We start from the raw sequence: 23,824 nt of genomic DNA, 5'->3' as shown, positions 1-23,824 counted from the left end.
GGGAGTTTGGCGCCGCTGAGCCGCGAAGTGAGCAGCGAGGGCAGTCGGCTCGCAGAGCCGACCCGTGCACCATGAGCACGGCGGCGGGCCGAGTCACCGCAGCGCGGAAGCCCGGCCACCGAATTTCAGCCTTGTGCCGACAGCAGTTAAGCCCAGCAATGAGGAGTATTGAATGAACTTACCCAATCACGTCACCCTCGTCGATGTTGGCCCCCGGGACGGCCTGCAGAATGAAAAACAGGCCGTGTCCACCGAGGACAAGGCGCAGCTGGTGGCCATGCTGCAGGCCGCGGGCTTGAAGGAAATCGAGGTCACCAGCTTTGTGTCGCCGAAGTGGGTGCCGCAGATGGCAGACAACACGGCGGTGATGGCAGCTATCGCCCGCCAGCCCGGTGTGCGCTATTCGGTGCTGACACCCAATCTCAAGGGCTTTGAGTCGGCCCAGCCAACCCGACCGGACGAGATCGTGGTCTTTGCGGCGGCGTCCGAGGCTTTCAGCCAGAAGAACATCAACTGCAGCATCGCCGAGAGCATCGAGCGTTTTGCGCCCGTGGTCGAAGCCGCGCATGCGGCCGGCATCAAGGTGCGCGGCGCCTTGTCCTGCGCGGTGGGTTGCCCTTACGAGGGTGACATCAGCGCCGACCAGGTCGAGCGCGTGGTGCAGCTGATGAAGGGCATTGGCGTCGATCATCTCGGCGTGGCCGACACCATCGGCGTGGGCACGCCCAAGAAGGTCCAGGCGGCCATGGAACGGGCGCTCAAGCACTATCCGCTGGTCGAGGTGAGCGGCCATTTCCACGACACCTACGGCCAGGCCCTGGCCAATATCTACGCCTGCCTGGAGCTGGGCGTCCACCATTTCGACACCAGCGTCGCCGGCCTCGGCGGCTGCCCCTATGCCAAGGGTGCCACGGGCAATGTGGCCAGCGAGGATGTGGTCTTCATGCTGAACGGCCTGGGGATCGACACCGGCATCGACCTCGATCTTCTCGTCGACGCCGGCGCCTTCATCTCCGGTGTGCTGGGCCGTCCGCCGGTCTCGCGCGTGGCTCGGGCCTTGCTGGCGAAACGGGCGGGCTGAACCTGCTTTGAGATGAGTCCAAGGGCATGAGCCGATCGGCTCATGCCAACGCGTTGCGGTTCATTCCGAGGTCACGGCTTTTGCCGACACTGGCGCTTGCAGGTCTTGCATAAGACAGCAGCCGCCAGTTCTTCAAGCCCGCAATTCGGAGTCCACCTCATGACCTTCGCACCGTCCCGCATCGCCGCCGCTATCGCCGGCCTCGGAATTCTTGCCCTGAGCCAGAGTGCTATCGCAGGCCTCAGCCAGTTCTCCAACTTCACACCCATGACCGGCAATGTGGCTGCCGGCGCGCTGCCGGAGACCGCGCCCTTCAAGCTGTCTTCGGCCAATTTCAGCCAGACCATCCTGGCCGACCGCGCCACGCAAAACAGCTTGGTTCCGGGCAGCAACTCCGGTTCCTGGGACATGATCACCGCCAATGAGAGCGGTGCGGATCGCGGCCGCTACCTGTTCATGCCTTTCGAGACCAATGCCGGCGGCGTGCAGCGCGTGGACCTGTGGGACACCAACTACGCCACTCGCACCGTCACCGTGGTGGCACCGGGCACCCAGAGCTTTGTCTCGGGCGACGCCTCGCGCTGGACCCCCTGGGGCAGCTATGTCACAGCCGAAGAATCCTGGGGCACGGGCAGCACCCGTGGCCGCTTGTTCGAGCTGACCAATGCCACGACGGCCACGGCCAATGGCGGCAACTTCATCCAGCGCAGCATCCTGCCGCGCGTTTCGCATGAAGGCCTGGCCTTCGACAAGCAGAACAGCCTGTACTTTGTCGACGAGCTGAACGGCGGCGCCATCTACAAGTACGTGTCGGCCAACCCCAACGCCAACAACGGCAACGACTACTTTGCAGCCGGTCAGACCTTCGCGCTGAAGGTCGGCGCCGGTGGCCAGTTCGAAGGCAACAATGGCTCGGCCATCGCCGGCGCCGCTTCCTGGGTGGCCATCACCAACGCCAACGGTGGCGCCTTGGCTGGCATCTCCACGGTGCTGGCTGACGGCACCATCGACGGCCGTGCCACGGCCGACCACGCCAGCGTTTTGGCCACTGGCTACAACCGTCCGGAAGACTTGGAGATCCGCACGCTCGCCAATGGCAAGCAGATCATCTATTTCACGACCACCGACTCTGACAACGACGGCAGCAGCAGCAATGGCCGTGGCCGTGTCTACTCGCTGAACCTGGACAGCACCGAGGTCAAGCTCTTCGCCGACAACAACACCATCGACATGGCCACCGGCCTGAAGGTCGGCGCCACCTGGAGCAACCCGGACAACCTGGCCATCGACGCCGACGGCAACATCTATGTGATCGAAGACCAGGACGGCGGCAAAGCCGACATCTGGTTCGCCAAGGACACGAACGGTGACGGCGTGGCCGATGCCGTCGGCAAGTGGGCCAGCCTGAGCACGGCCGGTGCCGAGCCCACAGGTCTGTACTTCGACACTGTGAACCCCAATGTGGCCTATGTGAACGTGCAGCATCCGGCCAGTGGTGTTGACCGCCTGGTGCAGATCACGGCTGTGCCTGAGCCGCAGACCTATGCCATGCTGCTGGCCGGTTTGGGCCTGGTGGGCTTCGTCGCCCGTCGCCGCAAGGCCTGATCGGCCCTGCTGTTCGGCGCGGCCCGGGTCCAGTGGGCCGGGGCTGCGCCGGCACTGTTTTTGTTTTCAAACTTTCTGTATCGACGGCAAGCCAGCTCCTGATCTCGGCGTGCAAGCCAGCCTGTCGGCCTCAGTTCTCACGGAACCGACCCATGCTGAACTTGCACCCCGCCTCGCGCATCACCCTGGCTGGCTTGATGGGCCTGCTGGCCTCTGTGGCCAGCCAGGCGGCGCCCAGCGCGCTCAACGCCTTTGTGCAGACCAATCTGGTCGCCAACAGCGCCAAATACCAACCCACCGCCCTGATCGACCCCGATCTGGTCAATCCCTGGGGCATCGCCCTGCGCCCGCCCGGCATCGGCGGCCACATCTGGACCAGCAATGCTGGTACCGGTACGACCAGCACCTACATCGGTGATGTCAATGGCCTGCCCCTGCAACAGGACGGGCTCAAGCTCGTGCCCATCGTCACCAGTGCTCGCGACCGCGACCCCTTCGCCACCGGCAGCGACGGCGTGGCCCAGGTGACCGGCCAGGTCTACAACGCGGCCAGCGACGTGGCCGGCCAGCCGCTTGAATTCAAGGTCAGGGGCGCGGCGGTCAACTACAACAACGGCCAGAGCGCCGGCGTGATCGAGGGCGCCGCCAAGTTCGTCTTCGTGACCATGGACGGCACCATCAATGCCTGGCGCAGCGGCACCAACCCCGGCATGTTGGAGGCCGTGGTGGTCAAGGACTACTCTCTGATTCAGCCGGCCGATCATGGCCTGCGTGTGGCTCCGGGCTACACCGGCGTGGCCATGACGACCGAGGCCTGGCGCCTGGATGCACAGGGCCAGAAGTTGGCCGACAACCGGCTCTACGCCGCCGACTTTGCCAACGGCCTCATCCAGACCTTTGACAACCAGTGGCAGGACGTGACGGTCGCCGGCAGCTTTGCCCGACCCGACGGGCTGGCCGCCAGCTACCACCCCTTCAATGTGCAGGTGATGGGTGACCGGGTGTACGTGGCCTGGGCCGAAAATTCCTTCGAGATCGATGAGCCGACCGAAGAGATCCCCGGCGCCGGCTTCGGCCGCATCGCCGCTTACGACCGCGATGGCCGCTTGCTGCAGGACTTTTCCGAGCACAGCCTGCTCAACGCCCCTTGGGGCATGGTGATCGCGCCGCAGAGCTTCGGCGCCTTTGCCGGCGCGCTGCTGGTGGCCAATTTCGGCGACGGCACCATCGCCGGCTATGACGTGCAGAGCGGCGCTTCGCTGGGCTATCTGCGCGATGCGCAGGGCGAGGTGATCAGCATCGACGGCATCTGGGGTCTGACCTTTGGCAACGGTGTGGCCCTGGGCGACGCCAATGCGCTGTACTTCACAGCCGGCCCGGATGAAGAGCGCGACGGCCTGCTGGGCAAGCTGGAGCTGGCCCCGGTGCCCGAGCCTGGCACGGTGGCTCTGATGAGCCTGGGCTTGCTGGGCCTGACGGGCTTGCGCGGCTTTCAGGCCCGGCATCGCCGCCAGGCCTGAGCTCAGCTCAAGCGCGCGCGCAGGAAAGTCAGCGTGCGCTGCCAGGCGAGCTCGGCGCAGGCCGCGTCGAAGACATGGGCGCGGCTGCTGTTGAAGAAGCCGTGGGCGGCCGGGTAGTGGTGGATTTCTGCGCCTGGTGGCAGCTGGGCCACGAAGGCCCGCACGGCCGCGGGCGTGCACCAGTCGTCGATGTCAGCGTAGTGGCCCTGGAAGGGGATACCCACGTCTTGCGGCGCGGCAAAGTCGGCGGGCGGGATGCCGTAGAAGCAGCTGGCTGCTGACAAGCCCTGCACATGCACGGCGGCCGCCACCGTCAGTGCGCCGCCCATGCAAAAACCACTGACGCCGACCTTGGGGCTGCCGCAGACCTCGCGCAGATGGCGCAGGGCGCCGGCCAGGTCCTGGTGGGTGGCGTCGGCAAAGCTCAGGCCGCTCATCAGGTGGCTGGCCTCGTCGGCATCGCTGGCCTGGCGGCCGCGGTAGAGGTCGGGCGCCAAGGTGTGAAAGCCGGCCGCGGCATAGCGATCGGCGGTGGCGCGGATGTTGTCGTTCAGGCCCCACCATTCCTGCAGCAGGATCAAACCCGGTGCATCCGGCCGTGAGGCCGTGGCCAGGTAGGCGGGGCTGTGGGCGCCGTCGGGGCGCTGGAATTCGATCATGTGGGCCAAGGGGAAGCTCCGTGACAGGGGGGAGGTTGAGGTGAGCTGGGCGAGGCTGGGATCCTGCCATGGATGTGGGGCGCTGCTCTGCCTGAGGCTTTCAAGGGACTCCCCCAAAAGTCGGGCGATCAGCGTTCCTGGGGCGCAAGCCCTGACATCGGCAAGGCTGTCTCAGCCATAGACTGCGCTCGCTTGAATCAGCTCATTGACCGCTGTTTCAGAACGTTAGCGGAGACTCTTGCATGATTCAGTCCACAAGCCGGCTGCACGCTGAACCTGGCCGAGCCAACAAGCCGGGGGCCTGGGCTGTACGTCCGTTGAGTGCCACGGTGCTGGCATTCCTCTTGAGCGTCTGGCTCAGTGCGTGTGGAGGTGGCGGCGGAAGTGAAGCGCCGCCGCCCCCGCCAGCACCGCCACCGGTTCAGCCACCCGATGCTGTGCCTGAAGCCGTCGACAAGCTTCGTCTGCGCCAGCAGGTCGATGCCTGGGTGGCTGAGCAAAAAGCCAAGATCGAGCCTGTGGATTGCCGGCAGAGTCAGACCGGCCCGTGCGAAGCGCTGCGCAATATCCGTTTCTCCGATGGCCAGGCACGGTCGACCCAGTTGCGTGCCGATCAGACCATCCTCTTGATCGACAGCGGCATCGGTCACGCCGCCACCTTGCGCTACCGCTCCAGGATGCTGGGCTATTACCGGGTCAGTGAAAGCAGCGGCTTGGTCGAAGCCCATGATCCTGTGATCGAGAGTACGCCGCGCTGGGGCGCCGAGCTGCTGCGCGCCATTGACGGCTTTCAGTACCGTGATGCAGCCGGTCGGCAAGGGTCGAGCTTTGTACCGGCCGATTGGTTCAGCGCCTTGCGGCCCCTGCTGAGCGGGCACCGCGATTTCGCGATGGTCGACCGTGTGCCGCACGGCAATATGGTGTTGGCCCAGCTGGTGGAGGCCAACCCACAAGCCGGCTTTGTAGTGCTGGACCCCATCCCGATCACCACGCTGATGCGCGCCCATCGGGCCCGTGTTTGCGCCAAGGATTGGGCTGGCTTGGAGCAGGGTGTGCGGCAGATGGCGCAGAGTTTGAACACGGTGATGCAGCGCCACGGTGTGGACTATGTGAACCTGTCAGGCGGTCTGGACACTTCGAATCTGCCGGACAGTTGGGCGCCCTTGGCATGCGGCGGTACGCTCAGTGCCAGCGACGCACAAGGGCTGATCATGGCCTTTCGGCCGCTGTATGGTGCCCTGTTCGAGAACCCCAGCGTGCTGGGTGTGCAGGCCGCCGGCGTGATGTTGTCGCCCATCAGCCATCCCTTGGAGACCTTGCCACTGGCGCACCGTGTGCGTGTGAGCTTGTTCCACCCCGCAGCAGCGCAGCTCCCCGCCGATGGCGTGACCGGAGCCCAGCGACCTGAGGTCTTGGAGCCCAACGCAGACGACCGACGCTGGATCGATGTGTTCATCAGCACCGGCATGCGAGACGGTGAATTCCCGCCCAAGGTCAATCAGGCCCCACCTTTGATCACCGATTCGGTCTATGGCTTGGATCTCAGCCCGGTTCCTCATGCCACCACGTCCTGGTCAGCGCCGCAGGCCCTGAGTCGTTTGATTCACCTGAAGCAGTCACTCGCGCCCGGCATGGCGCCCGCGGCGCCGCTGGACGCTGTGCTAATACAGCGTATGAAAGATGCGCTCACGCCCATGGGCTGCAGCTGGGCAGCTGAGGACGGTGGTCGCTGCAAGCTACAGGACCCTGCCTGGCATCGCCAGCAGGAGCTGTTTCGCCAGGGCTGGCTGCCTATGGATTGGCGCTGGGATCGTTCGTGAGCTGAGCATCGAGGTGCGGCAATCGCCCTCTCGGCATGGCGCTTTGTATTCTCGTTAGGACTTGGGCCCGTTGAGCAGGCGAGGGCAAGGCAAGGCCTGCGCTGAAGCCACCTGCGCGCAACTTAAGACACACTTTGTGATCAAGAAAGAGGGAGACGTTTGATGAAGAGAATCACGCATGAGCGCTGGGCGAGCCCCGCTTTGACGTGCCTGATGGCCTTGGCTTTGAGCGCCTGCGGTGGTGGCGGTGGCGGTGGAGGGGGCGACAGCTCGGTTCCCGTGACGCCCACGACGCCAACACCGCCACCGACGCCTCCTGCGACGCCGACAACACCCCCACCGCCCACAACACCGACCACGCCGACCACGCCGACGCCGACACCGACCACACCAACCACACCAACCACACCGACCACACCGACCACACCGACCACACCGACCACACCTGCCTTGGCGGTCCACTCGCCCTACATTCCCAAGCCCACGGCCTATGACAGCGAATGGCGTCTGGCGGAGAGCGCGGCACAAACGGCCATGGGCGTGGCCGCCTCCCGGTTCCAGCCGGTGCTGGCCAATGCGCATGGTTGGGAGCAGCGAGCCGATGTCCTGGGTGCGGGCATCTACCGTGTGGAGCTGCGCAAGGGCCATTTCTATCGCTTCAGCAGCAGCAATGACTGGTCATTCAATTTGACCGTCTACGACGAAGCCGGTTACCAGCTCTATGCGGGGGTGAACGAGCCCGATCGCATCGGCAGCCTGGGCCATCTTGCCTTTCCCCTGCTGGCCTTGCGCGATGGTGCTGTCTTCGTCAAGGTGGAGACCAGCGGAAACGCCGGTGCTGCGTTGGTGGATCTGCGAGTGGAGCACAGTGCGGCCACGCTCAGCACGGATGCCCCCACCTCCATCCAGCTGGCAGCGGTCGGCTCGGGCAGCGATGCGCCCAAGGCCGAAGCGGCCTTCTACGGAGGCGAGGGCGGCAACCGCATCGTCGGCAAGCCGCAGGCGGTCAATCTGATCTATGCCGGCAACGGTGACGATGTGATCGAGCTCAAGACTGCCAGTGACAAGCTGTCCCTGGTCGATGGCGGCCTGGCGCGCGACACCTTGGTGCTGGGCTTTCCCAGCCAGCACGCCAAGCTCACCCGGGTCAATGCCTTTGGACCCTTCCGCTTCGTGGTGACGCCGATGCCAGGGCAGCATGACGCCCATCTTCTCAGCGGCAGCCCCGACGGAGCGCGCCTGGTCTTGCGCAGCATCGAACGCATCCAATTCAGCGACAAGTCGGTGGAGATGAGAGACATGCCCGGGTATTGATCGTTCGCACCAGGGTGGCCGCGCCGCGCTACCTTGGAGTCCACGGGGCAATCTCGATCCAGTGTCATGGTGGTTTCACACACGCCGGCGCACCATGAGGCTGAGCTCTGGGCCACCTGGCCCCAAGAGGGTCAGCAAGCGGAGAGATGAAAAATGAGCGTGTGGGTTCAACGCGGCGCAGAGAGAGCGTTGCTGGGTCTGGCTGTCAGCGGTCTGCTGGCCTGCGGTGGCGGAAGCTCGGATCCTTCGCCAACGCCTCCAATTCCGGACGCCAAGCCGCTGGCGGGTCGCGTGATCGACGGATATGTGCGCGGCGCCACCGTATGGCTTGATCTCAACGGCAACCGCGTGCGCGATGCCGGCGAACCCAGCGCCGTCTCGCAGCAGGCCGGCGCTTACCAGCTGGAGCTTGGACCCGCCGACCGCGCCTGCCTGCCCTATGCGACGCTCTTCGCCGATGTGCCGGTGGGCGCCGTCAATGAGGACAGTGGACCGGTCAGTGCTGCCTACCAGATGGCGCTGGCGCCGCGCTTGCAAGCGCTCAGCGAGGACCCGGTGATGAACATCTCGCCGCTGACCACGTCGATCTGGGAGCAGGTCGAAGGCCGCGTCTCGACCACCCAGCCTGGCGTCAGCAGTTGCCAGACCTTGCAGCAGAACCAAGCGCTGCGCGAAAGCCTGAGCCAGGAGATCCGCACAGTGACGCAGGAGCTGGTGCAGCGCCACAACCTATCTGAGCCGCGCATCCATGCCGACTTCATCCAGACCGAGGACCGCGCCGCCTACCTGGTCGCCCAGGACCTCGTGCGCGGCCTGAAGGCCGGCTTTGCCCATCGGCAGGCGCTCAAGGCCAGCCACCCCGACGCCAGCTACCTGCGCGTCGAGATCTACCATGGCAAGACCTCGTATGCGCCGACCGAGGGCTGGTACCGGGTCAGCCAGGTCTGGCTGCCAGGGGGTGGCTATCGTGAAGAGCTGGTGGGCATGCGTGCTGGCTTGACGGAAGTCAGCACCGTCCACAGCGTTCGCGAAGAAAGCAGCAGGGCCTGGGGTTCAGGGCGCTACATCCTGCGCAAAAGTGGCACCCAGCACTGGGACCTGAGCAAGGCCGCTTACTGTATTGTTGAGGAAGTCTTGACCGTGCAGCACCAAGGCCGTGAGTACAGCCTTTCGAATGTGTTCCCAGCGGACGAGGCTGCAAGCCCAGCCGAATGCCTGGTGCGAGCGCCGGATTGGCGGGATGCGCCCACCGCAAGGAGCTACCGCGTGTCTTTCAGGGATGGACGCATACACCACGATGCCCTGTTTTCATTGACACCCGAAGCTTCCGTGAGCGGCCCACTGGCCGACTGGCTGAACTTGAAAGACAGGGCTGCCAGTTTGGACCCTGCGCGTTTGATCGAACATCTGGCTCCATTGGACTACCGCGTCGAGGCCCCCGTTGTGGGCGAGCAGCGCTTTGTTTACTGGCACAAGCGCAAGACCGATGACAGCGGCGCTCTGCGCGTTCAGACCGATCGTTATGTGGGCGAATGGACCCGCGAAAGCATGCGCGCCGACCAGACGCGCTTGAAGGAATGCAGCCGTGACGGACTCAGCTGGGTGGTCTGCAGCTGAGCCGAGCCGCTTTTGATGAGGCCTCCGCCGGGGGGACTTTCCGCCTTGCTGCGCGCTTGCAGGCAGGCACGCAGTCAGGCGGCTGGGTAGCGGAGCCGCAGGCCCAGGCCGCTGCCGTCCAGCCCGGCCACAAAGCTGAGCTCCGCCCCCTCGCGATCGGCAATGCGCCGGACGATGGCCAGGCCCAAGCCTGTGCCTTGCTCGCTGCTGCCGGGCACCCGGTAGAAGCGCTCGAAGACACGCTCGCGTTGCTCGGGCGCGATGCCGCGTCCGTTGTCGCGCACACAGAATTCCAGGCACTGATCGAGCTGCAGGCCGAGGCTGATTTCGACACGGCCGCCCGGGCCGGTGTAGCGGATGGCGTTGTCGATCAGGTTGTCGGCGATGGAGCAAAAGCCCTCGCGTTCCACTCGGAAGGGCAAATGCTCCGGTGCATTCAGCGACAGCTCGATGCCCCGCGGTCGCGCCAGGGCGGCCAGCTGGGCCACGCGAGCGCGCAGCAGGTCGGCGGCATCGAGTTCGCTGCGTTCCGGTTGTGCGTTGGCCCCTGCCTCGGCGCGGGCCAGGGTCAGCAGTTGGGCCAGCAGGTGGGAGACGCGGGCGATGCCTTGCTTGAGCGCGCCGGCGGCTTCGCGCCGGGCCTGGCCGTCCTCTTCGCTGAGCAGCAGATGGGCCTGGGCATTGACGGCCGCCAGCGGGGTGCGCAGCTCATGGGCGGCGTCGGCCAGGAAGCGGCGCTCCTTGTCCAGGCGCTGAGCCTCGTGGGCCAGCAAATCGTTGAGCTCGCGCAGCACCGGCGCGGTCTCGGCGTACAGGCGATCCACCTGCACCGGCGCGGTGTCGCCGGCGCGGCGCTTGGCGATGCGTTGCGCCAACTGCGCCAGCGGCCTCAGGCCGACGCGCACGCTCAGCCAGATGACCAGGCCGTGCCAGAGAAAAACGCCCAGCTGCGACTTCAGCACCAGCCAGAGCAGGGGCAGCACCGCGCTCAGCGGCGTGTCGAGGGGTTCGGCGATCAAAAGCACGCGGCCCATGCCCTGGCCCGGGTCTGAGCGCTGCACCATCCAGCGCGGTGCCTCGCCCGGGGGCGGTTCGGCGTCCAGGCGCGTGATCGGCGCATTGGCGCTGCGATACAGCAGCCGGCCCTCGCGGTCCCAGAGTTGGTAGACGGAGCGCAAGCCCTTGGCGAGGTCTTCCTCGAGACCCAGCAAGGCCATCACGGCATCCTCGGTGCTGTCCATGCGGGCTTGCAGTTCGGCCTCCGGGCTGAGCGCGGCGCCGGCCAGCACGGTCGCCATGCGCTGCAGCCGGGCGTTCACTTCGGCCTCGCCCCAGGCCACGCCGCGCCAGGTCAGCAGCGCGGCCAGGGCCAGCCAGGCCAGCACCAGAGCCAGGGCTTGCCAGGCGATCAGGCGCTGGATCAGGGACGGGTAGCGCTGCACTGCGGTTTGTGCCTGCGTGTTCTTGCTCGTCATGGCCACCTTCATGCGTTCGGCACATCGAGCACATAACCGACGCCGCGCACGGTGCCGATCAGCTCGTTGCCCAGCTTCTTGCGCAGCTTGTAGACATGGACATCGGTGGCATTGCTGTCCAGGGTGTCGGCGAGCTGGTGGCGCGCGTCGATCTGGGCTCGGGTCAACACCCGGCCCGGCTCGGCCGCCAGGGCCAGGAGGATGTCGTATTCGCGCGCCGACAGCATCACCTCCTGATTGTTCAGCTGCACGCGGCGGCGCGCGGTGTCGATGATGAGGGGCCCGAGCTGCCAGTGGTTGCTGGCCTGGCCGCTGTGGCGGCGCAGCAGGGCCCGCACGCGCGAGAGCAGCTCTTCCATCGCGAAGGGCTTGCCCAGATAGTCGTCGGCGCCGGCGTCCAGGCCCAGCACGCGCTCGCCGACGCTGTCGCGCGCGGTCAGCAGCATCACTGGCGTCTGGCGGCCGAGCTGGCGGAACCAGGCCAGCAAGTCCAGGCCCAGCTCGTCGGGCAAGCCGATGTCGAGCAGCAGCAGTGCGAAATCCATCTCGCCGAGAAAGCGGCGGGCATCGCCGGCATTGCGCAGCCAGACGACCTGGTGGCCGGCCATGCTCAGCACGCGTTGCAGCGAGTTGCCCAGGGGCAAATCGTCTTCGACAAGCAGGATGTTGGCCATGGGCGAGGGCTGGCGCGTGAGTCCGGAGTTGGGCGTTGGCGGCGGATTCTAGGAGGCTGTCGGTGACGCCTGTTGCCGGCCTCCCTCAGGTCTTCATCTCCGCTTCATCTGCGGCGCGCGGCCACCTTTGCTTCCCCCGGCTTCACCGTCCCTTCATGGGCCTGCTTTCAGACTGCAGCGACCGATCCACTCTGCCCAGGACATGGCCATGAAGCTCTTTTCCGATCTTTCCCCGCGGCGCTGCCGGTTCGCGCTGTTGTGCATGGCCTTGGCTGCGCCCATGTCGGCCGCTGCGTCAGGGACCGCAACGATTGCCGCCGCCGCGCCGGCGCTCGCGCGCCAGCCACTGCCGGCCTTCAGCAAGCTGCAGCTCGATGGTGCTTTTGACCTGCAGCTGCAAGCCGACAGCAGCTCGACGCTGGAGCTGCCGGCAGGTCGTGTGCGTGCTTGGGTGGAGGGTGAGACCTTGCATTTGATGTCGCCCGTGGGCACCGCCGTGGCAAGCGAGTTGGGCCTGTCTGAGCGGCCGAGCGTGCGTGTGCATCACCCGGCGGGTCAGCTGCAGTCCATCGAGCTGCGCGGCTCCAGCCAGGTGCAGATTGGCAGCCTGCAGCTGGAGCGTCTGCGCTTGTTGCTCAGCGGCTCAGGCAGCTTGCGTGTCGAGCGGGTCACGGCCAGCCAGCTGGATTTGGCCGTGCATGGCTCGGGCAGCTTGCAGCTGGGGCAGGTGCAAGCCCAGCAACTGAGTCTGAACCTGACGGGCTCCGGTGGCGTGCAGATTGCGGCGCTGCAGGCCGATCAGCTGGAGGCCAAGCTGCGGGCGTCGGGGGACGTCACCGTGCGGTCCGGTCGTGCCTCGCAGCAGAGCTGGTTGCTGTCGGGCAGCGGCGATGTCAAGGCGGCCGGTTTGCACGGCCAGCGGCTCAGGCTGAGATCCTTCGGCAGCGGTGACGCGGAGCTGGGTGCGGTGGAGCAGCTGCAGCTGAGTGTCTACGGTTCGGGCGATGTCAGCTACGGCGGTCAGCCGGCCTTGCAGCTCTGGTTGCCGGGCTCGGGGTCGGTGCGTGCCCGCAGTGAGCCGGGTGCTGCCCCCACGACTGCGGCGCAACCCTGAGCGCCGAGCCGCAAGGACCAAGAAGCCGCGCGTGCGCTGCGCGCCCTGGGGATGCGCCGGCTTCATCGCTGCTTCATGCGCCCACTCAGACACTGACCTCGCTTTCTCGAGATGAGCCTTTTTCACTGCAATGCAAGCCCGATCACAAGCATCCACCTGAACACCATGAATCATCTGTACACCTTGCCCCTCTGGATGGCCTTGGCCATCGCCCCGCTCGCTCAGGCTCAGAGCGCCACCCCAGCCCAACAAGGGTCGATGTCCGCCGCGGCCGCCAGCCCAATGCGCTGGGGTGCGGCCGTCCTCAGCCTGCCCAAGTACCCGGGCGCCGATCGCCAGCAGCTGCTGGCCGCCCCCTTGATCGAAGCCCGCTTCGGCGAGCACTTCTTCGCCAGCACCCTGCAGGGTCTGGGTGCCGACTGGCGGCCGGCCGAGGGCCTGAGCCTCAGTGCCGCCTTGGTGCTGGACAGCCACTGGCGGCGTCGCAAGGACTTGCCCACGGCTTGGGCCAGCCTGGGCGACGTCAAATTTGCGCCGGCCTTGCGTCTGGCCGCGCAGTGGCAGGTCGAGCGTTTCAGCCTGGAACTCAGCAGCAGCTCTCGCCTGGGGACGCTGAGCCGTGGCGCGGCTGGCAGCAAGGACAAGAAGGGCGGGCACAGTGTGCAGCTCGATGCCAGCTATGGCTTGTTGGCCACGCCGGGCTTGGCCTTGGCCGCCGGTGTCAGCGTCGAGGCCATGGATGCCCGCCTGGGCCAGGCCTTGTTCGGCGTCGACGCGAGCCAGGCCGCCAGCAGCAAGCTGCGCGCGCACAGAGTCCGTGCAGGAGTGGCCAGCGCCGGCGTCTTTGCCCAGGCTCAGGTGCCCTTGGACAAGGACTGGACTTTCAGCGCCCGCATGGGCTTGCAGAGCTTGCGCGGCGATGCCGGCAACAGCCCCTTGGTTCAAAAGCGCCGCCAGCCAACGCTGGCGATGAGCTTCAGCCGCGCTTTCTGAGCCTGGCGCTCAGGGCAAGGCCTGACCCCGTGCACTGACAAACAGCCGGTACCAGTCCTCGCGGCTCAGTTGCACCTGCGTCGCAGCGCCGCAAGCCCGAATGCGCTCAGGCTGGCTGCTGCCGATCACGGGCTGGATGCCGGCCGGGTGGCGAAGCAGCCAAGCCAGGACGATGCTTTCGGGCGACACCTGGTGCTGGTCGGCGAGTTCGCGCACCAGGGCGGTGCCGGCCTGAGCGATGCGATCGTCGGCCGCTGCCGCGCCGCTGAAGCGGCCTTGGGCCAGCGGGCTCCAGGCTTGCAGCTGCACGCCTTCGGCCTGGCAGTGTTGCAAGGTGCCGGCCCAGGGCAGGGCCGTGCCACTCTGGCCGTCGTTGAAGCTGGCGTCCTGGGCCAGCCAGTCGAGCTTGCCTAGGCTCATTTCCAACTGGTTGGCGACCAGGGGCTGGTCCAGCGCACGCTGCAGCCAGCGCATCTGGCTGGCCTGCATATTCGACACGCCGAAATGGCGCACCTGGCCGCGGCTCTGCAGCTGGCGGAAGGCCTCGGCTATTTCCTCGGGCTCCATCAGCGGGTCCGGCCGGTGCAAGAGGAGCAAGTCGAGGTACTCGGTGCCCAGCCTCTCCAGGCTGGCTTGCACCGAGGCCATGATGTGTTTGGCCGAAAGGTCATAACGCCCTGGCCCCGCGTCATCGGCAAAGCGGATGCCGCATTTGCTCTGCAGAATGATCCCGTCGCGCAGAGAAGGCTGGCGGCGCAGCAGGGCGCCGAAGCAGCGCTCGGCCCGGCCACGTTTGTAGATGTCGGCATGGTCGAAGACCGTGATGCCGATGGACTGGGCCGCCTCCAGCGCCGCATGGGCTTGGGCGATGTCGGCCTCGCCGATGTCCTGGGCGTCCCAGGGCCCACCCAAGCTCATGCAGCCCAGGACCAGGCGGCTGCTGCCGGGCAGAAAATGGTTCAGCGGAAGAGGCGTGGGCTTCATGGTTCAGCGATGCGATGTGATGCGGGGTGGAGTGGGCCGCTGACTGTAAGGACGCCGGGCGCGGGAACGGTCAGGACGGAATCAGGTGCGATTCAGGATCTTGGGCACTGCATTGGGCCGCAGGCGGAAGGCGTCCGGCATGCCCGAGCCCAGCAAGGGGCGCAGGTAAAGGCGGAAGGCGTCGGTGATGTTGGTGCCGCAGGGGCTGATGAACTCGTCTTCCATCACCCGGGTCTTGCCGGCCACATCGGCCAGGGGCAGCAGTTCGTAGTCCACCGAGTAGGTGCCGCTGCGCTTGATGGCCACCGAGCCTGAAGTTCGCCCGCCGGCACCGTGGAAGGCGAACTGCACGGCCTTCTCGCCGACCTCGCGTGCTTCCCGCTGATCCACGTCCGAGACGCAGCCGATGAAGCTGCGCTGCAAATAGCCGAAGGTATCGCCGCGCACGCGCTTGATGCCCAGCCGACTCTTGATCTCTTCGCACAGCAGATCGGCCAGGGCGCCGTTGCCCGAGAGCTGCACATTGCCGTGGGCGTCGCGCTCCAGGTCCTTGGCCAGCTGGGCGGCGATGGGCTGGCCGCTGGCATCGTGAATACCTTCGGACACGGCGATCACACAGCGGCCGTAGCGTTCATACATGGCCTTTACATCGGCCAGGAATCGATCAAGCTCGAACACCCGCTCGGGCAGGTAGATCAGGTGCGGGCCGTCGTCGGGGAACTTTTTGCCCAAGGCCGCGGCCGCGGTCAGGAAGCCGGCATGGCGGCCCATGACCACGCCGACGTAAACGCCGGGCAGGGCGGCGTTGTCGAGGTTGGCGCCGGCAAAAGCCTGGGCCACGAAGCGCGCGGCGGAGGGAAAGCCGGGCGTGTGGTCGTTCAGCACCAGGTCGTTGTCAATGGTCTTGGGGATGTGGATGCAGCGCAGCGGGTAGTTCGCGGCGGCCGCCTCCTCGCTGATGATGCGCGTGCTGTCCGAGGAGTCGTTGCCGCCGATATTGAAGAAGTGCGTGATGCCATGGGCCTGCAGCACCTGGAAGATCTTGTGGCAGTAGGCGGCATCGGGTTTGTCGCGGGTGGAGCCCAGGGCCGAGGAGGGCGTCTGTGCCACCAGCTCCAGGTTGTGGCTGGTTTCCTGGGCCAGGTCGACAAAGTCTTCGGTGAGGATGCCGCGCACGCCGTGGCGGGCGCCGTAGATGGCGGCCACACCGGCCTGGCGGCGGGCTTCCAGCACCACGCCGACCATGGACTGATTGATGACGGCAGTCGGGCCGCCGCCCTGGGTGACGAGAATCTTGCAGGGGCTCATGAGGTGCTCCGTTGACGGTGGCGGGCGGCGACCGCAGCCCGGCCATGGGGCCTGATTGTGCGGCAGCTCAGGCCAGGTTTTCGCGAGCTTGTGGCTCGCGACTCAGCTGCCCAGCCGCTGCACTTGATCGGACGCCTCCGCACGGTCTATGGAGGCCGGGACCTTATCAGGGCGCAGTGCACGTGTCAGACAAAGCCGCGTGTGCCGTCGGCTTCTTGCATTAGCGGTTCTAATCGAACTGAAGAGGCGGAAATGCCGCTTCCCATCGGCCGACATAGCTCGTACAAAGAGACACCTCAACTCGGCCACAGAGCCACGGAGACAGACATGCTGATCGGTTGCCCCAAGGAAATCAAGAACCATGAGTACCGTGTCGGCCTGACGCCGGCCAGCGTGCGCGAGCTGAGCAGCCGCGGCCACCAGGTGCTGGTGCAGGCGGGGGCTGGCGCCGCCATTGGCCTCAGGGACGAGCAGTATGTGGCCGCCGGCGCCGCGATCGAGGCCGACGCGGCCCGCATCTTCGCCAAGGCGGACATGATCGTGAAGGTCAAGGAGCCGCAGCCGCAAGAATGCGCCATGCTGCGGGAAGGCCAGATTCTCTACACCTATCTGCACTTGGCACCGGACCCCGAGCAGACGGCTGCCCTGGTCAAGAGCGGCGCCATCTGCATCGCCTACGAAACCGTCACCGGGGTCGGCGGCGGCTTGCCCCTGCTGGCACCCATGAGCGAAGTGGCCGGCCGCATGTCGATCCAGGCGGGCGCTGCCCACCTGGAGAAGAGCAAGGGCGGCATGGGCATCCTGCTGGGCGGCGTGCCCGGCGTGGCCCCGGGCCATGTGGTGATCCTGGGCGCCGGCGTGGTGGGCACCCATGCACTGCAGATGGCCGTGGGCCTGGGCGCGCGAGTGACGGTGCTGGACAAGAACGTTGACCGCCTGCGTCAACTGGATCTGGTGTTTGGCAACCGCATCTGCACCCAGTACTCGAACGTCGCCAGTGTCGAGGAGGCCGTGCTGAGCGCCGACTTGGTGATCGGCGGCGTGCTGATCCCTGGCGCCGCGGCGCCCAAGCTGGTGACCCGCTCCATGGTCGCGCGCATGAAACAGGGCGCCGTGGTGGTCGATGTGGCCATCGACCAGGGCGGCTGCTTTGAAACCTCGCATGCCACCACCCATGCAGACCCGACCTTTTTGGTCGACGGCGTGGTCCATTACTGCGTCGCCAATATGCCCGGTGCGGTCGCGCGCACCTCGACCTTTGCGCTGAACAATGCCACCATAGGGCACGCCGTGGCGCTGGCCGACAAGGGCTGGAAGCAGGCCTTGATTGACAACCCGCATCTCTGCGCCGGCCTCAATGTGGCTCGCGGTCACGTCACCTATGAAGCGGTGGCTCGTGACCTCGGCTACGAGTATGTGCCGGCCGAGGCTTTGTTCGACTGATCGAGCGATCAAGCGAACGGCGAACGCCGGCGGCGAGGCCCGCATCATCTGATTTCGTTCAACCCAGGAGGTTTCTCATGTCCAGCTTCAACCAATCCCAGAAAGACCGTTTGATGGACGATCTGCATGCAGTCGTCGCCGAGGCCGAAGGCCTGTTGCGTGCGACCGCCGGTTCGGCAAGCGAGGGCGCGAGCGAATTGCGCGCCAAGGTTCAGGCCAGCCTGGACCGCGCCAAGCGCAATCTTCATGATCTGCAGGATGCCGCCGTGGACAAGGCCAAGGCCGCTGGCCGGGCGACCGACCACTATGTGCATGAGAACCCCTGGCAGTCGATCGGCGTGGCGGCTGGCGTTGGTCTCTTGCTGGGCATGTTGATCGCCCGGCGCTGAAGCGCAGCCGTCGAGCAGCCCGCTCGGCCATAAAAAAAGCCCCGCGGCCCGAAGGCCGGCGGGGCTTTCTTGTGTCCGAACGGTGCTCAGGTGGCGGACGGTCCGGTGTCAGGTCTTGCCCGGCGCCTGTTCCATCCAGCGCTCAAGCTGGTCGGCCTGCATGGGGCGTGCGAACAGATAGCCTTGTCCTTCATGGCAGCCCAGACTCATCAGCTGCTGGCGCTGCTCTTCGGTTTCGATGCCCTCGGCGATCACGGTCAGATTGAGGCCACGGCCGAGGTTGATCACCATCTGTGCAATCGTCGAGCCGGCGCTCGAGGTTTGCGCTTCGCGCACAAAGGCGCGGTCGATCTTGAGCCGGTCGACATCGAGCTGGCGCAGATGGCTGAGCGAGGAGAAGCCGGTGCCGAAGTCGTCGATGGCCACGCTGACCCCGCAGCGTTTGATGTCGGCCAGGATGTGCATGACCAGTTCCGTGTCCTCCATGGCCATGGACTCGGTGATTTCGAGTTCGAGATTGCGCCCATCCACGCCGGTGTCGCGCAAGGCACTGCGCAGCACGGCCATGAAGCCGGGGTGACGGAATTGCGCTAGCGAGACATTCACGCACATGCGGAAGTCCTGGTAGCCGAGTTCGAGCATGCGCTTGAGCTGGTGGCAGGCGGTGCGCAGCACAAACTCGCCGATGCTGATGATCAGGCCGGATTTCTCCGCCAGCGGAATGAACTGGTCAGGCGGTACGAACTGGCCTTCTTCGGTGCGCCAGCGCAGCAGCGCTTCGGCGCCCAGGGGCTGGCCATTGCTGAGCAGAACCTGGGGCTGGTAGACCACGAACAAGCGGTTTTCTTCGAAGCCGGCGCGCAAGCCTTTGAGCAGCTTGAATCGCTCGCGGGCATCGGTGCCCATGGCCGAAGAGAAATACTGCGAGGAGCCACGGTGCTGGGACTTCGCCTGCTTGAGCGCAATCTGCGCATCGAGCAGCAGTTCGGAGCCGACTGCCGCGGATTCAGCCAAGCGCACCAAGCCGGTGGTGGCGGACAGCTGCAGGCGTTCGCCGGCCACCGAGAAGGGCTCGAGAAAGACTTGCTGGATGTTGTTGGCGCTGACATGGTCGCTGGGGCCCAGCAGGCCGAAGGTGTCGGCGCCCACCCGGGCCATGGCGGTGTTCAGACCCAGGGCTTCACCGAGGCGAAGGACCACGGCGCGCAGCACCTGGTCGCCAAAGTGATGTCCAAAGGCGTCATTGATGTCGGAGAAGTCGTCGATGTCGATCAGGGCCAGGGTGACATCGGCTGGGTTCTTGAGGTTCTTGTCCAGCAGCTCGACAAAGCGGTTGCGGTTGGGCAGCTGCAGCAGCTGGTCGTTGTAAGCCTGGTCCAGCAGTTGGCCGTAGAGCACCACGTTCTCGAAGCCGACCGAGATGTTGGAGCAGAAGGCGCGCAGCAGCTGCTGGTCCGTTTCGCTGAGCTCGCGCCCAACGTCGACAAGGGCCGCCATCGGCCGGCCATTGCTCATGCCGAAATACAGGCAGGTGCCCTCTTCGTAGATGTTCTGGCGCTGGTCCAGGCATTGCTGCAGGCGTTCGCGCACCGGCTTGATCTGCACGGCCGAAAGCGGCGCATTGATCATGCCGCTGTACTGGCCGGCAGCGGCCACCACCCGCACCTCGGCGTCGGCCTCCATGCCAACCTGGGCACAGACCAGGCCTTCCGGCAGGATGCCCAGCATCGCGCAGAGTTGGGTCACCACGCCTTCGGCAAAACGGTGCAGGCCTCGCAATCGGCTCAGCTCGGTGCTGGCGTCAACAATCATTTCCAGCCCGCGCCGGTTGGCCTCCAGGGCGCAGATCTGCCGGTAGGAGCGGATCGCTGCTGTGAGCACCGTGTAGAGGCGGGTGCGGGTCAGTTCGGACTTGGTCTTGTAGTCGTTGATGTCATAGGCCTGCACCGTCTCGATCTCGGGCGCATAGCCGGGCTGGCCGGTGCGCAGAACGATGCGGGTAGCGCCGAGCTTGAGCTCGTCGCGGATGTAGCGCACCAGCTGCAGGCCGGCGTCTTCGGATTCCATCACCACATCGAGCAGCACGACCGCCAGATCGGCCTCATTGGCCAGCACTTGGCGTGCTTCGGCGGCCGAGGTGGCATGCAGAAAGCTCAGGGGCAGGCCTTCCACCAGAAGGCCTTGCATGGCCAGCTCGGTGGCCTTGTGAACATCGCCGTCGTCATCGACGATCAGAACCCGCCAGGGATGGATCAGATGAGCATCGGTCGGGTCCGTGTGCTCGGGGCTGTCCAGAAATTCCAGCAGATCGTCGTCTTCTTCGTGATCGGGCTTGGCCGGACTGTTTGTCTCGCGCATGAGGGCCTGTGCTCCAGCCGATGGATTGACAATAGCTTGAGGGTATTTCATTCTGTACCCGGTCGCCATGCGCGCAAGTGCTTATGTGGTGGCACTCACGATACATGCAGTTTGGGTTTATAGAGCATTTGCCCGCTGTGTGATCACTGCAAATGCAAGGCAAGAAGATCACATATGGGAGGCAAGCATGAATGAAACCGGGCCCAGGTCTGAATCGCGACAAGAGGCCGGAGGCGCTGCGGCGGCGGCAGGCCTTGCCGCCAGGCCTTTGGGGCGTCTGGCGCGCCTGCTTCTGGAGCTGCTGCAGACGCGGGTCGAACTGCTGTCCAGCGAACTCGAAGCCGAGAAGCTGCGCTTGTTTGGCGCTCTGGTCCAGATGCTGCTCGCCCTCTTGATGGCCGGCGGCGCCCTGTTCATGTTCAGTCTGGCCGTTCTGCTGCTGAGCCCGGACGGCTGGCGCTGGCTCAGCGGCCTGGTCTTGACGGTGATCTACGCAGGCCTGGCGGCTTGGGCCTGGTCGGGTGCGCGCGCGCAGCTGAGCCAGCCTTCGGGCTTGTTCGCGGCCAGCGCGGCTGAATTGGCGCGCGACCGCGCCGGTCTGGACAGGTGAGCCGCCATGTTGTTCCAGCGTGAATTGAATGAGCAGCAGCAGCGCCAACTGGCCCTGCGGCTGCGACACATCGAGCTGCGTGCCGAGTTGGCCGCGGTGCGCCGTGATCTGCTCCAACCCGTGCAGCTGGTTCAGGGCCTGATGGGCTCGGGGCCACGATCCCGTGTCGGCTTGTGGGGCGGCCTGGGCCTTGCGGCCGCGGCTTTGGCCTGGCACTTCAAAGGCGCAAGGTCGGGCGCTGGCAGCCTGGGTGCAAGCTTGAACTGGCTGCGCCTGGGCTTGCGGGTCGCACGCCTCTGGACCGCGGTCAAAGCCGAATTCAGGGCCGATTTCAGGCCTGAGGCGGCGGCTGATGGGCGAGGGCAGGGGCAGGGCGCGCGCCCTGCCGCCAGCGAAGCCGAGCTCTGACCGCCAGAGCTTCAGCGTGGCCGTTTGCCGGGCGCTCGCGCAGCCGTGCTGCTTGGGCTGGCGGATCCGGCAGGGCGAGCCGGACGTGCCCCAGCCTTGGCCGGGCGGCTGCCGTTGTCGCGCGGCGGCAAGCCGGTGTGCTGGGACAAGATCTGACCCGGGCGCGGTGCCGCCGGACGGCCATTGCCCAGACCTTGCTTGGCCAGGGGCTTGGCCACCGAGGTCTTGACGCCGGTCGGCGTTGAGTTCTTGCGCCGCGCACTTTCGTAGCTGCCGTCGGTGACCGGTTGGTAGGTCGGGATCAGGTGGTACTTGCCATTGCCGATCAGGTCCTCGCGGCCCATGGTCTTCAAGGCCTCGCGCAGCATCGGCCAGTTGTTGGCGTCGTGGTAGCGCAGGAAGGCCTTGTGCAGGCGACGGCGGCGGTCACCGCGGACGATGTCCACGGTTTCGCTGGTTTCGGCGCTGCGGGTGATCTTCTTCAGCGGGTTCTTGCCTGAGTGGTACATGGCCGTGGCCGTGGCCATGGGGCTGGGGTAGAAGGTCTGCACCTGGTCGGCGCGGAAGCCGTTCTTCTTCAGCCAGACCGCCAGATTCATCATGTCCTCATCCGAGGTGCCCGGGTGGGCGGCGATGAAATAGGGGATCAGGTACTGCTTCTTGCCGGCCTCTTCACTGGCCTGCTCGAACATCTGCTTGAACTTGTCGTAGGTGCCGATGCCGGGCTTCATCATCTTGGACAGCGGCCCGCCCTCGGTGTGCTCGGGCGCAATCTTCAGATAGCCGCCGACATGGTGGGTGACCAGCTCCTTCACATACTCCGGTGACTTGATGGCCAGGTCGTAGCGCAGGCCGGAGCCGATCAGAATCTTCTTCACGCCCTTCAGCGCGCGCGCGCGCCGGTACATCTTGATCAGCGGGTCGTGGCTGGTGTTCAGGTTGGAGCAGATGCCGGGGTAGACGCAGGAAGGCTTGCGGCAGGCGGCCTCGATCTCGGGGCTCTTGCAGCCGATGCGGTACATATTCGCGGTCGGGCCGCCGAGGTCGGAGACGATGCCGGTGAAGCCCTTGACCTTGTCGCGCATCTCTTCGATTTCGCGGATCACTGAGTCTTCGCTGCGGCTCTGGATGATGCGGCCTTCATGCTCGGTGATCGAGCAGAAGGTGCAGCCACCGAAGCAGCCGCGCATGATGTTGACGCTGAAGCGGATCATTTCCCAGGCCGGGATCTTGGTCGCGCCCTCGTGGCTGCCGTTCTCGTCGGCATAGCGGGGGTGGGGCGAGCGCGCGTAGTTCAGGTCGAAGACATGGTCCATCTCCGGCGTGGTCAGCGGGATCGGTGGCGGGTTGATCCAGACATCGCGCTCGCCATGGCGCTGCACCAGGGCGCGGGCATTGCCGGGGTTGGTCTCCAAATGAAGCACGCGGTTGGCGTGGGCATAGAGCACCGGGTCGCTCTTGACCTGCTCGTAAGCCGGCAGGCGGATCACGGTGCGCTCACGCGGCGGCATCTGGATCTTGCCGGTCGGCGCTGCGGCCTGCGGCTTGCGGACGATGGTGATGGGCTTGGCGCCATCCTCCAGCCCGGGCGCTTTCACCTGGCCGGTCACGCAGGAGGCGGCCTTGCTCTCGGCCGTTTCTTCGATGGTTTGGTAGGGGCTGATCAGGGTGTCGATGCGACCGGGTTGGTCGACATCGGAGGAATTGAGCTCGAACCATTCCGACGAAGTCGGGTCGTCGGTGCGGCGCATGAAGGCCGTGCCGCGCACATCGGTGATGCTCTCGACCGGCTGGCGCGCGGCCAGGCGGTGGGCAATTTCAACAATGGCTCGTTCGGCATTGCCGTAGACCAGCAGATCGGCTTTCGAGTCCACCAGCACCGAGCGGCGCACCTTGTCCTGCCAGTAGTCGTAGTGGGCGATGCGGCGCAGCGAGGCCTCGATGCCGCCGATGACGATGGGCACCTCGTTCCAGGCTTCCTTGCAGCGCTGGGTGTAGACCAGGGTGGCGCGGTCCGGTCGCGAACCGCCCAGGCCGCCGGGCGTATAGGCGTCGTCGCTGCGGATTTTTCGATCGGCCGTGTAGCGGTTGATCATCGAATCCATATTGCCGGCCGCAATGCCGAAGAACAGATTCGGTTTGCCCAGGGCCTTGAAGGGCTCGGCACTCTGCCAATCGGGCTGGGCGATGATGCCGACGCGGAAGCCCTGGGCCTCCAGCGTGCGCCCGATCACCGCCATGCCGAAGCTGGGGTGGTCCACATAGGCGTCACCGGTGACGATGATGATGTCGCAGGAATCCCAACCCAGCTGCTCCATCTCGGCCCGGCTCATGGGCAGGAATGGGGCAGGACCGAAGCGCTTGGCCCAGAACGGGCGGTAGGCCGTCAGGGCTTTGTTCGGTTTCGGAACGGTGAGGATGGGGTGTGCGGACACGGCGGCGGTTTCCAAAA

At 65.9% G+C, this 23,824-nt stretch carries 18 protein-coding genes and 2 pseudogenes; 13 read left to right on the top strand and 7 right to left on the bottom strand.

Annotated features, from left to right (window positions below; genetic code table 11):
• The first annotated feature begins 172 nt into the window (after positions 1-172).
• From ACQY39_RS18340 to ACQY39_RS18325, 4 genes and pseudogenes are all read left to right on the top strand, one after another.
• Positions 173-1,081 carry a hydroxymethylglutaryl-CoA lyase gene (locus tag ACQY39_RS18340; RefSeq protein ID WP_428508660.1) on the top strand — a complete coding sequence of 303 codons (909 nt, stop codon included), beginning with the start codon at positions 173-175 and terminating at the stop codon, positions 1,079-1,081.
• 42 nt (positions 1,082-1,123) lie between these two features.
• A pseudogene (locus tag ACQY39_RS18335) lies at positions 1,124-2,557 on the top strand (alkaline phosphatase PhoX); the annotation flags it as partial.
• Positions 2,558-2,599: 42 nt separating this feature from the next.
• Positions 2,600-2,686, top strand: a pseudogene (locus ACQY39_RS18330) (FxDxF family PEP-CTERM protein); the annotation flags it as partial.
• Positions 2,687-2,838: 152 nt separating this feature from the next.
• Complete coding sequence (locus ACQY39_RS18325) at positions 2,839-4,206, top strand: TIGR03118 family protein (RefSeq protein WP_428508658.1); 1,368 nt, start codon at positions 2,839-2,841, stop codon at positions 4,204-4,206.
• Between the two features lie 2 nt (positions 4,207-4,208).
• Here ACQY39_RS18325 and ACQY39_RS18320 read toward each other — a convergent pair whose 3' ends face one another.
• Positions 4,209-4,865 carry a dienelactone hydrolase family protein gene (locus ACQY39_RS18320; protein ID WP_428510876.1) on the bottom strand — a complete coding sequence of 219 codons (657 nt, stop codon included), beginning with the start codon at positions 4,863-4,865 and terminating at the stop codon, positions 4,209-4,211.
• A 437-nt stretch (positions 4,866-5,302) separates the two neighbouring features.
• On the opposite strand from ACQY39_RS18320, the gene ACQY39_RS18315 reads away from it, so the two are divergent.
• From ACQY39_RS18315 to ACQY39_RS18305, 3 genes are all read left to right on the top strand, one after another.
• A complete protein-coding gene (locus tag ACQY39_RS18315; RefSeq protein ID WP_428508656.1) occupies positions 5,303-6,685 on the top strand; it encodes a hypothetical protein in 1,383 nt (460 codons plus the stop codon).
• 162 nt (positions 6,686-6,847) lie between these two features.
• Positions 6,848-7,999: a hypothetical protein gene (locus ACQY39_RS18310; RefSeq protein WP_428508654.1), complete on the top strand. Its 1,152-nt coding sequence runs from the start codon at positions 6,848-6,850 to the stop codon at positions 7,997-7,999.
• A 153-nt stretch (positions 8,000-8,152) separates the two neighbouring features.
• Entirely contained in the window at positions 8,153-9,616 is a 1,464-nt protein-coding gene (locus ACQY39_RS18305) for a hypothetical protein (protein ID WP_428508652.1), read from the top strand.
• A 74-nt stretch (positions 9,617-9,690) separates the two neighbouring features.
• On the opposite strand, the gene ACQY39_RS18300 is transcribed toward ACQY39_RS18305, so the two are convergent.
• Both ACQY39_RS18300 and ACQY39_RS18295 read right to left on the bottom strand, forming a co-directional pair.
• The gene (locus tag ACQY39_RS18300) at positions 9,691-11,091 is read right to left on the bottom strand and encodes an ATP-binding protein (protein WP_428508650.1); all 1,401 of its coding nucleotides are present in this window, start codon (positions 11,089-11,091) and stop codon (positions 9,691-9,693) included.
• An 8-nt stretch (positions 11,092-11,099) separates the two neighbouring features.
• Positions 11,100-11,765, bottom strand: a complete 666-nt coding sequence (locus ACQY39_RS18295) for a response regulator transcription factor (RefSeq protein WP_428508648.1) — start codon at positions 11,763-11,765, stop codon at positions 11,100-11,102.
• Positions 11,766-11,973: 208 nt separating this feature from the next.
• On the opposite strand from ACQY39_RS18295, the gene ACQY39_RS18290 reads away from it, so the two are divergent.
• Together ACQY39_RS18290 and ACQY39_RS18285 are read left to right on the top strand one after the other, a co-directional pair.
• Positions 11,974-12,879: a GIN domain-containing protein gene (locus ACQY39_RS18290; protein ID WP_428508646.1), complete on the top strand. Its 906-nt coding sequence runs from the start codon at positions 11,974-11,976 to the stop codon at positions 12,877-12,879.
• Positions 12,880-13,044: 165 nt separating this feature from the next.
• Positions 13,045-13,872, top strand: coding sequence for a MipA/OmpV family protein (locus tag ACQY39_RS18285; protein ID WP_428508644.1), 828 nt, complete (start codon positions 13,045-13,047; stop codon positions 13,870-13,872).
• Between the two features lie 9 nt (positions 13,873-13,881).
• Here the strand turns inward: ACQY39_RS18285 and ACQY39_RS18280 are convergent, their stop codons facing one another.
• Both ACQY39_RS18280 and ACQY39_RS18275 read right to left on the bottom strand, forming a co-directional pair.
• Positions 13,882-14,856 (bottom strand): aldo/keto reductase, encoded by a 975-nt coding sequence (locus ACQY39_RS18280; protein ID WP_428508642.1) that lies wholly within the window; start codon positions 14,854-14,856, stop codon positions 13,882-13,884.
• Between the two features lie 81 nt (positions 14,857-14,937).
• Positions 14,938-16,164: a 6-phosphofructokinase gene (locus ACQY39_RS18275; RefSeq protein ID WP_428508640.1), complete on the bottom strand. Its 1,227-nt coding sequence runs from the start codon at positions 16,162-16,164 to the stop codon at positions 14,938-14,940.
• A 327-nt stretch (positions 16,165-16,491) separates the two neighbouring features.
• Here ACQY39_RS18275 and ald point away from each other — a divergent pair, with 327 nt between their 5' ends.
• The gene (ald, locus tag ACQY39_RS18270; RefSeq protein WP_428508638.1) at positions 16,492-17,607 is read left to right on the top strand and encodes an alanine dehydrogenase; all 1,116 of its coding nucleotides are present in this window, start codon (positions 16,492-16,494) and stop codon (positions 17,605-17,607) included.
• A gap of 77 nt (positions 17,608-17,684) precedes the next feature.
• Positions 17,685-17,996: a DUF883 family protein gene (locus tag ACQY39_RS18265; RefSeq protein ID WP_428508636.1), complete on the top strand. Its 312-nt coding sequence runs from the start codon at positions 17,685-17,687 to the stop codon at positions 17,994-17,996.
• Between the two features lie 108 nt (positions 17,997-18,104).
• On the opposite strand, the gene ACQY39_RS18260 is transcribed toward ACQY39_RS18265, so the two are convergent.
• A complete protein-coding gene (locus ACQY39_RS18260) occupies positions 18,105-20,354 on the bottom strand; it encodes a GGDEF/EAL domain-containing response regulator (RefSeq protein ID WP_428508634.1) in 2,250 nt (749 codons plus the stop codon).
• 187 nt (positions 20,355-20,541) lie between these two features.
• Between ACQY39_RS18260 and ACQY39_RS18255 the strand changes: the two genes are divergently transcribed.
• Both ACQY39_RS18255 and ACQY39_RS18250 read left to right on the top strand, forming a co-directional pair.
• Entirely contained in the window at positions 20,542-20,964 is a 423-nt protein-coding gene (locus ACQY39_RS18255) for a phage holin family protein (RefSeq protein WP_428508632.1), read from the top strand.
• 6 nt (positions 20,965-20,970) lie between these two features.
• Positions 20,971-21,372, top strand: coding sequence for a hypothetical protein (locus tag ACQY39_RS18250; RefSeq protein WP_428508630.1), 402 nt, complete (start codon positions 20,971-20,973; stop codon positions 21,370-21,372).
• An 11-nt stretch (positions 21,373-21,383) separates the two neighbouring features.
• Here ACQY39_RS18250 and ACQY39_RS18245 read toward each other — a convergent pair whose 3' ends face one another.
• Positions 21,384-23,807: a YgiQ family radical SAM protein gene (locus ACQY39_RS18245; protein WP_428508628.1), complete on the bottom strand. Its 2,424-nt coding sequence runs from the start codon at positions 23,805-23,807 to the stop codon at positions 21,384-21,386.
• Positions 23,808-23,824: the final 17 nt, after the last annotated feature.

The sequence above is a fragment of the Roseateles sp. genome (genome assembly GCF_965262435.1).
Lineage (GTDB): Bacteria > Pseudomonadota > Gammaproteobacteria > Burkholderiales > Burkholderiaceae_C > Paucibacter_A.
This window is presented reverse-complemented; position numbering and strand designations above follow the sequence as displayed.

What these genes read in the sequence shown, in the direction of transcription:
- ACQY39_RS18340 (WP_428508660.1), top strand. Translation starts at nt 173, where the DNA reads ATGAACTTACCCAATCACGTCACCCTCGTCGATGTTGGCCCCCGGGAC.
- ACQY39_RS18325 (WP_428508658.1), top strand. Translation starts at nt 2,839, where the DNA reads ATGCTGAACTTGCACCCCGCCTCGCGCATCACCCTGGCTGGCTTGATG.
- ACQY39_RS18320 (WP_428510876.1), bottom strand. Translation starts at nt 4,865, where the DNA reads ATGATCGAATTCCAGCGCCCCGACGGCGCCCACAGCCCCGCCTACCTG.
- ACQY39_RS18310 (WP_428508654.1), top strand. Translation starts at nt 6,848, where the DNA reads ATGAAGAGAATCACGCATGAGCGCTGGGCGAGCCCCGCTTTGACGTGC.
- ACQY39_RS18305 (WP_428508652.1), top strand. Translation starts at nt 8,153, where the DNA reads ATGAGCGTGTGGGTTCAACGCGGCGCAGAGAGAGCGTTGCTGGGTCTG.
- ACQY39_RS18300 (WP_428508650.1), bottom strand. Translation starts at nt 11,091, where the DNA reads ATGACGAGCAAGAACACGCAGGCACAAACCGCAGTGCAGCGCTACCCG.
- ACQY39_RS18295 (WP_428508648.1), bottom strand. Translation starts at nt 11,765, where the DNA reads ATGGCCAACATCCTGCTTGTCGAAGACGATTTGCCCCTGGGCAACTCG.
- ACQY39_RS18290 (WP_428508646.1), top strand. Translation starts at nt 11,974, where the DNA reads ATGAAGCTCTTTTCCGATCTTTCCCCGCGGCGCTGCCGGTTCGCGCTG.
- ACQY39_RS18285 (WP_428508644.1), top strand. Translation starts at nt 13,045, where the DNA reads ATGAATCATCTGTACACCTTGCCCCTCTGGATGGCCTTGGCCATCGCC.
- ACQY39_RS18280 (WP_428508642.1), bottom strand. Translation starts at nt 14,856, where the DNA reads ATGAAGCCCACGCCTCTTCCGCTGAACCATTTTCTGCCCGGCAGCAGC.
- ACQY39_RS18275 (WP_428508640.1), bottom strand. Translation starts at nt 16,164, where the DNA reads ATGAGCCCCTGCAAGATTCTCGTCACCCAGGGCGGCGGCCCGACTGCC.
- ald (WP_428508638.1), top strand. Translation starts at nt 16,492, where the DNA reads ATGCTGATCGGTTGCCCCAAGGAAATCAAGAACCATGAGTACCGTGTC.
- ACQY39_RS18265 (WP_428508636.1), top strand. Translation starts at nt 17,685, where the DNA reads ATGTCCAGCTTCAACCAATCCCAGAAAGACCGTTTGATGGACGATCTG.
- ACQY39_RS18260 (WP_428508634.1), bottom strand. Translation starts at nt 20,354, where the DNA reads ATGCGCGAGACAAACAGTCCGGCCAAGCCCGATCACGAAGAAGACGAC.
- ACQY39_RS18255 (WP_428508632.1), top strand. Translation starts at nt 20,542, where the DNA reads ATGAATGAAACCGGGCCCAGGTCTGAATCGCGACAAGAGGCCGGAGGC.
- ACQY39_RS18250 (WP_428508630.1), top strand. Translation starts at nt 20,971, where the DNA reads ATGTTGTTCCAGCGTGAATTGAATGAGCAGCAGCAGCGCCAACTGGCC.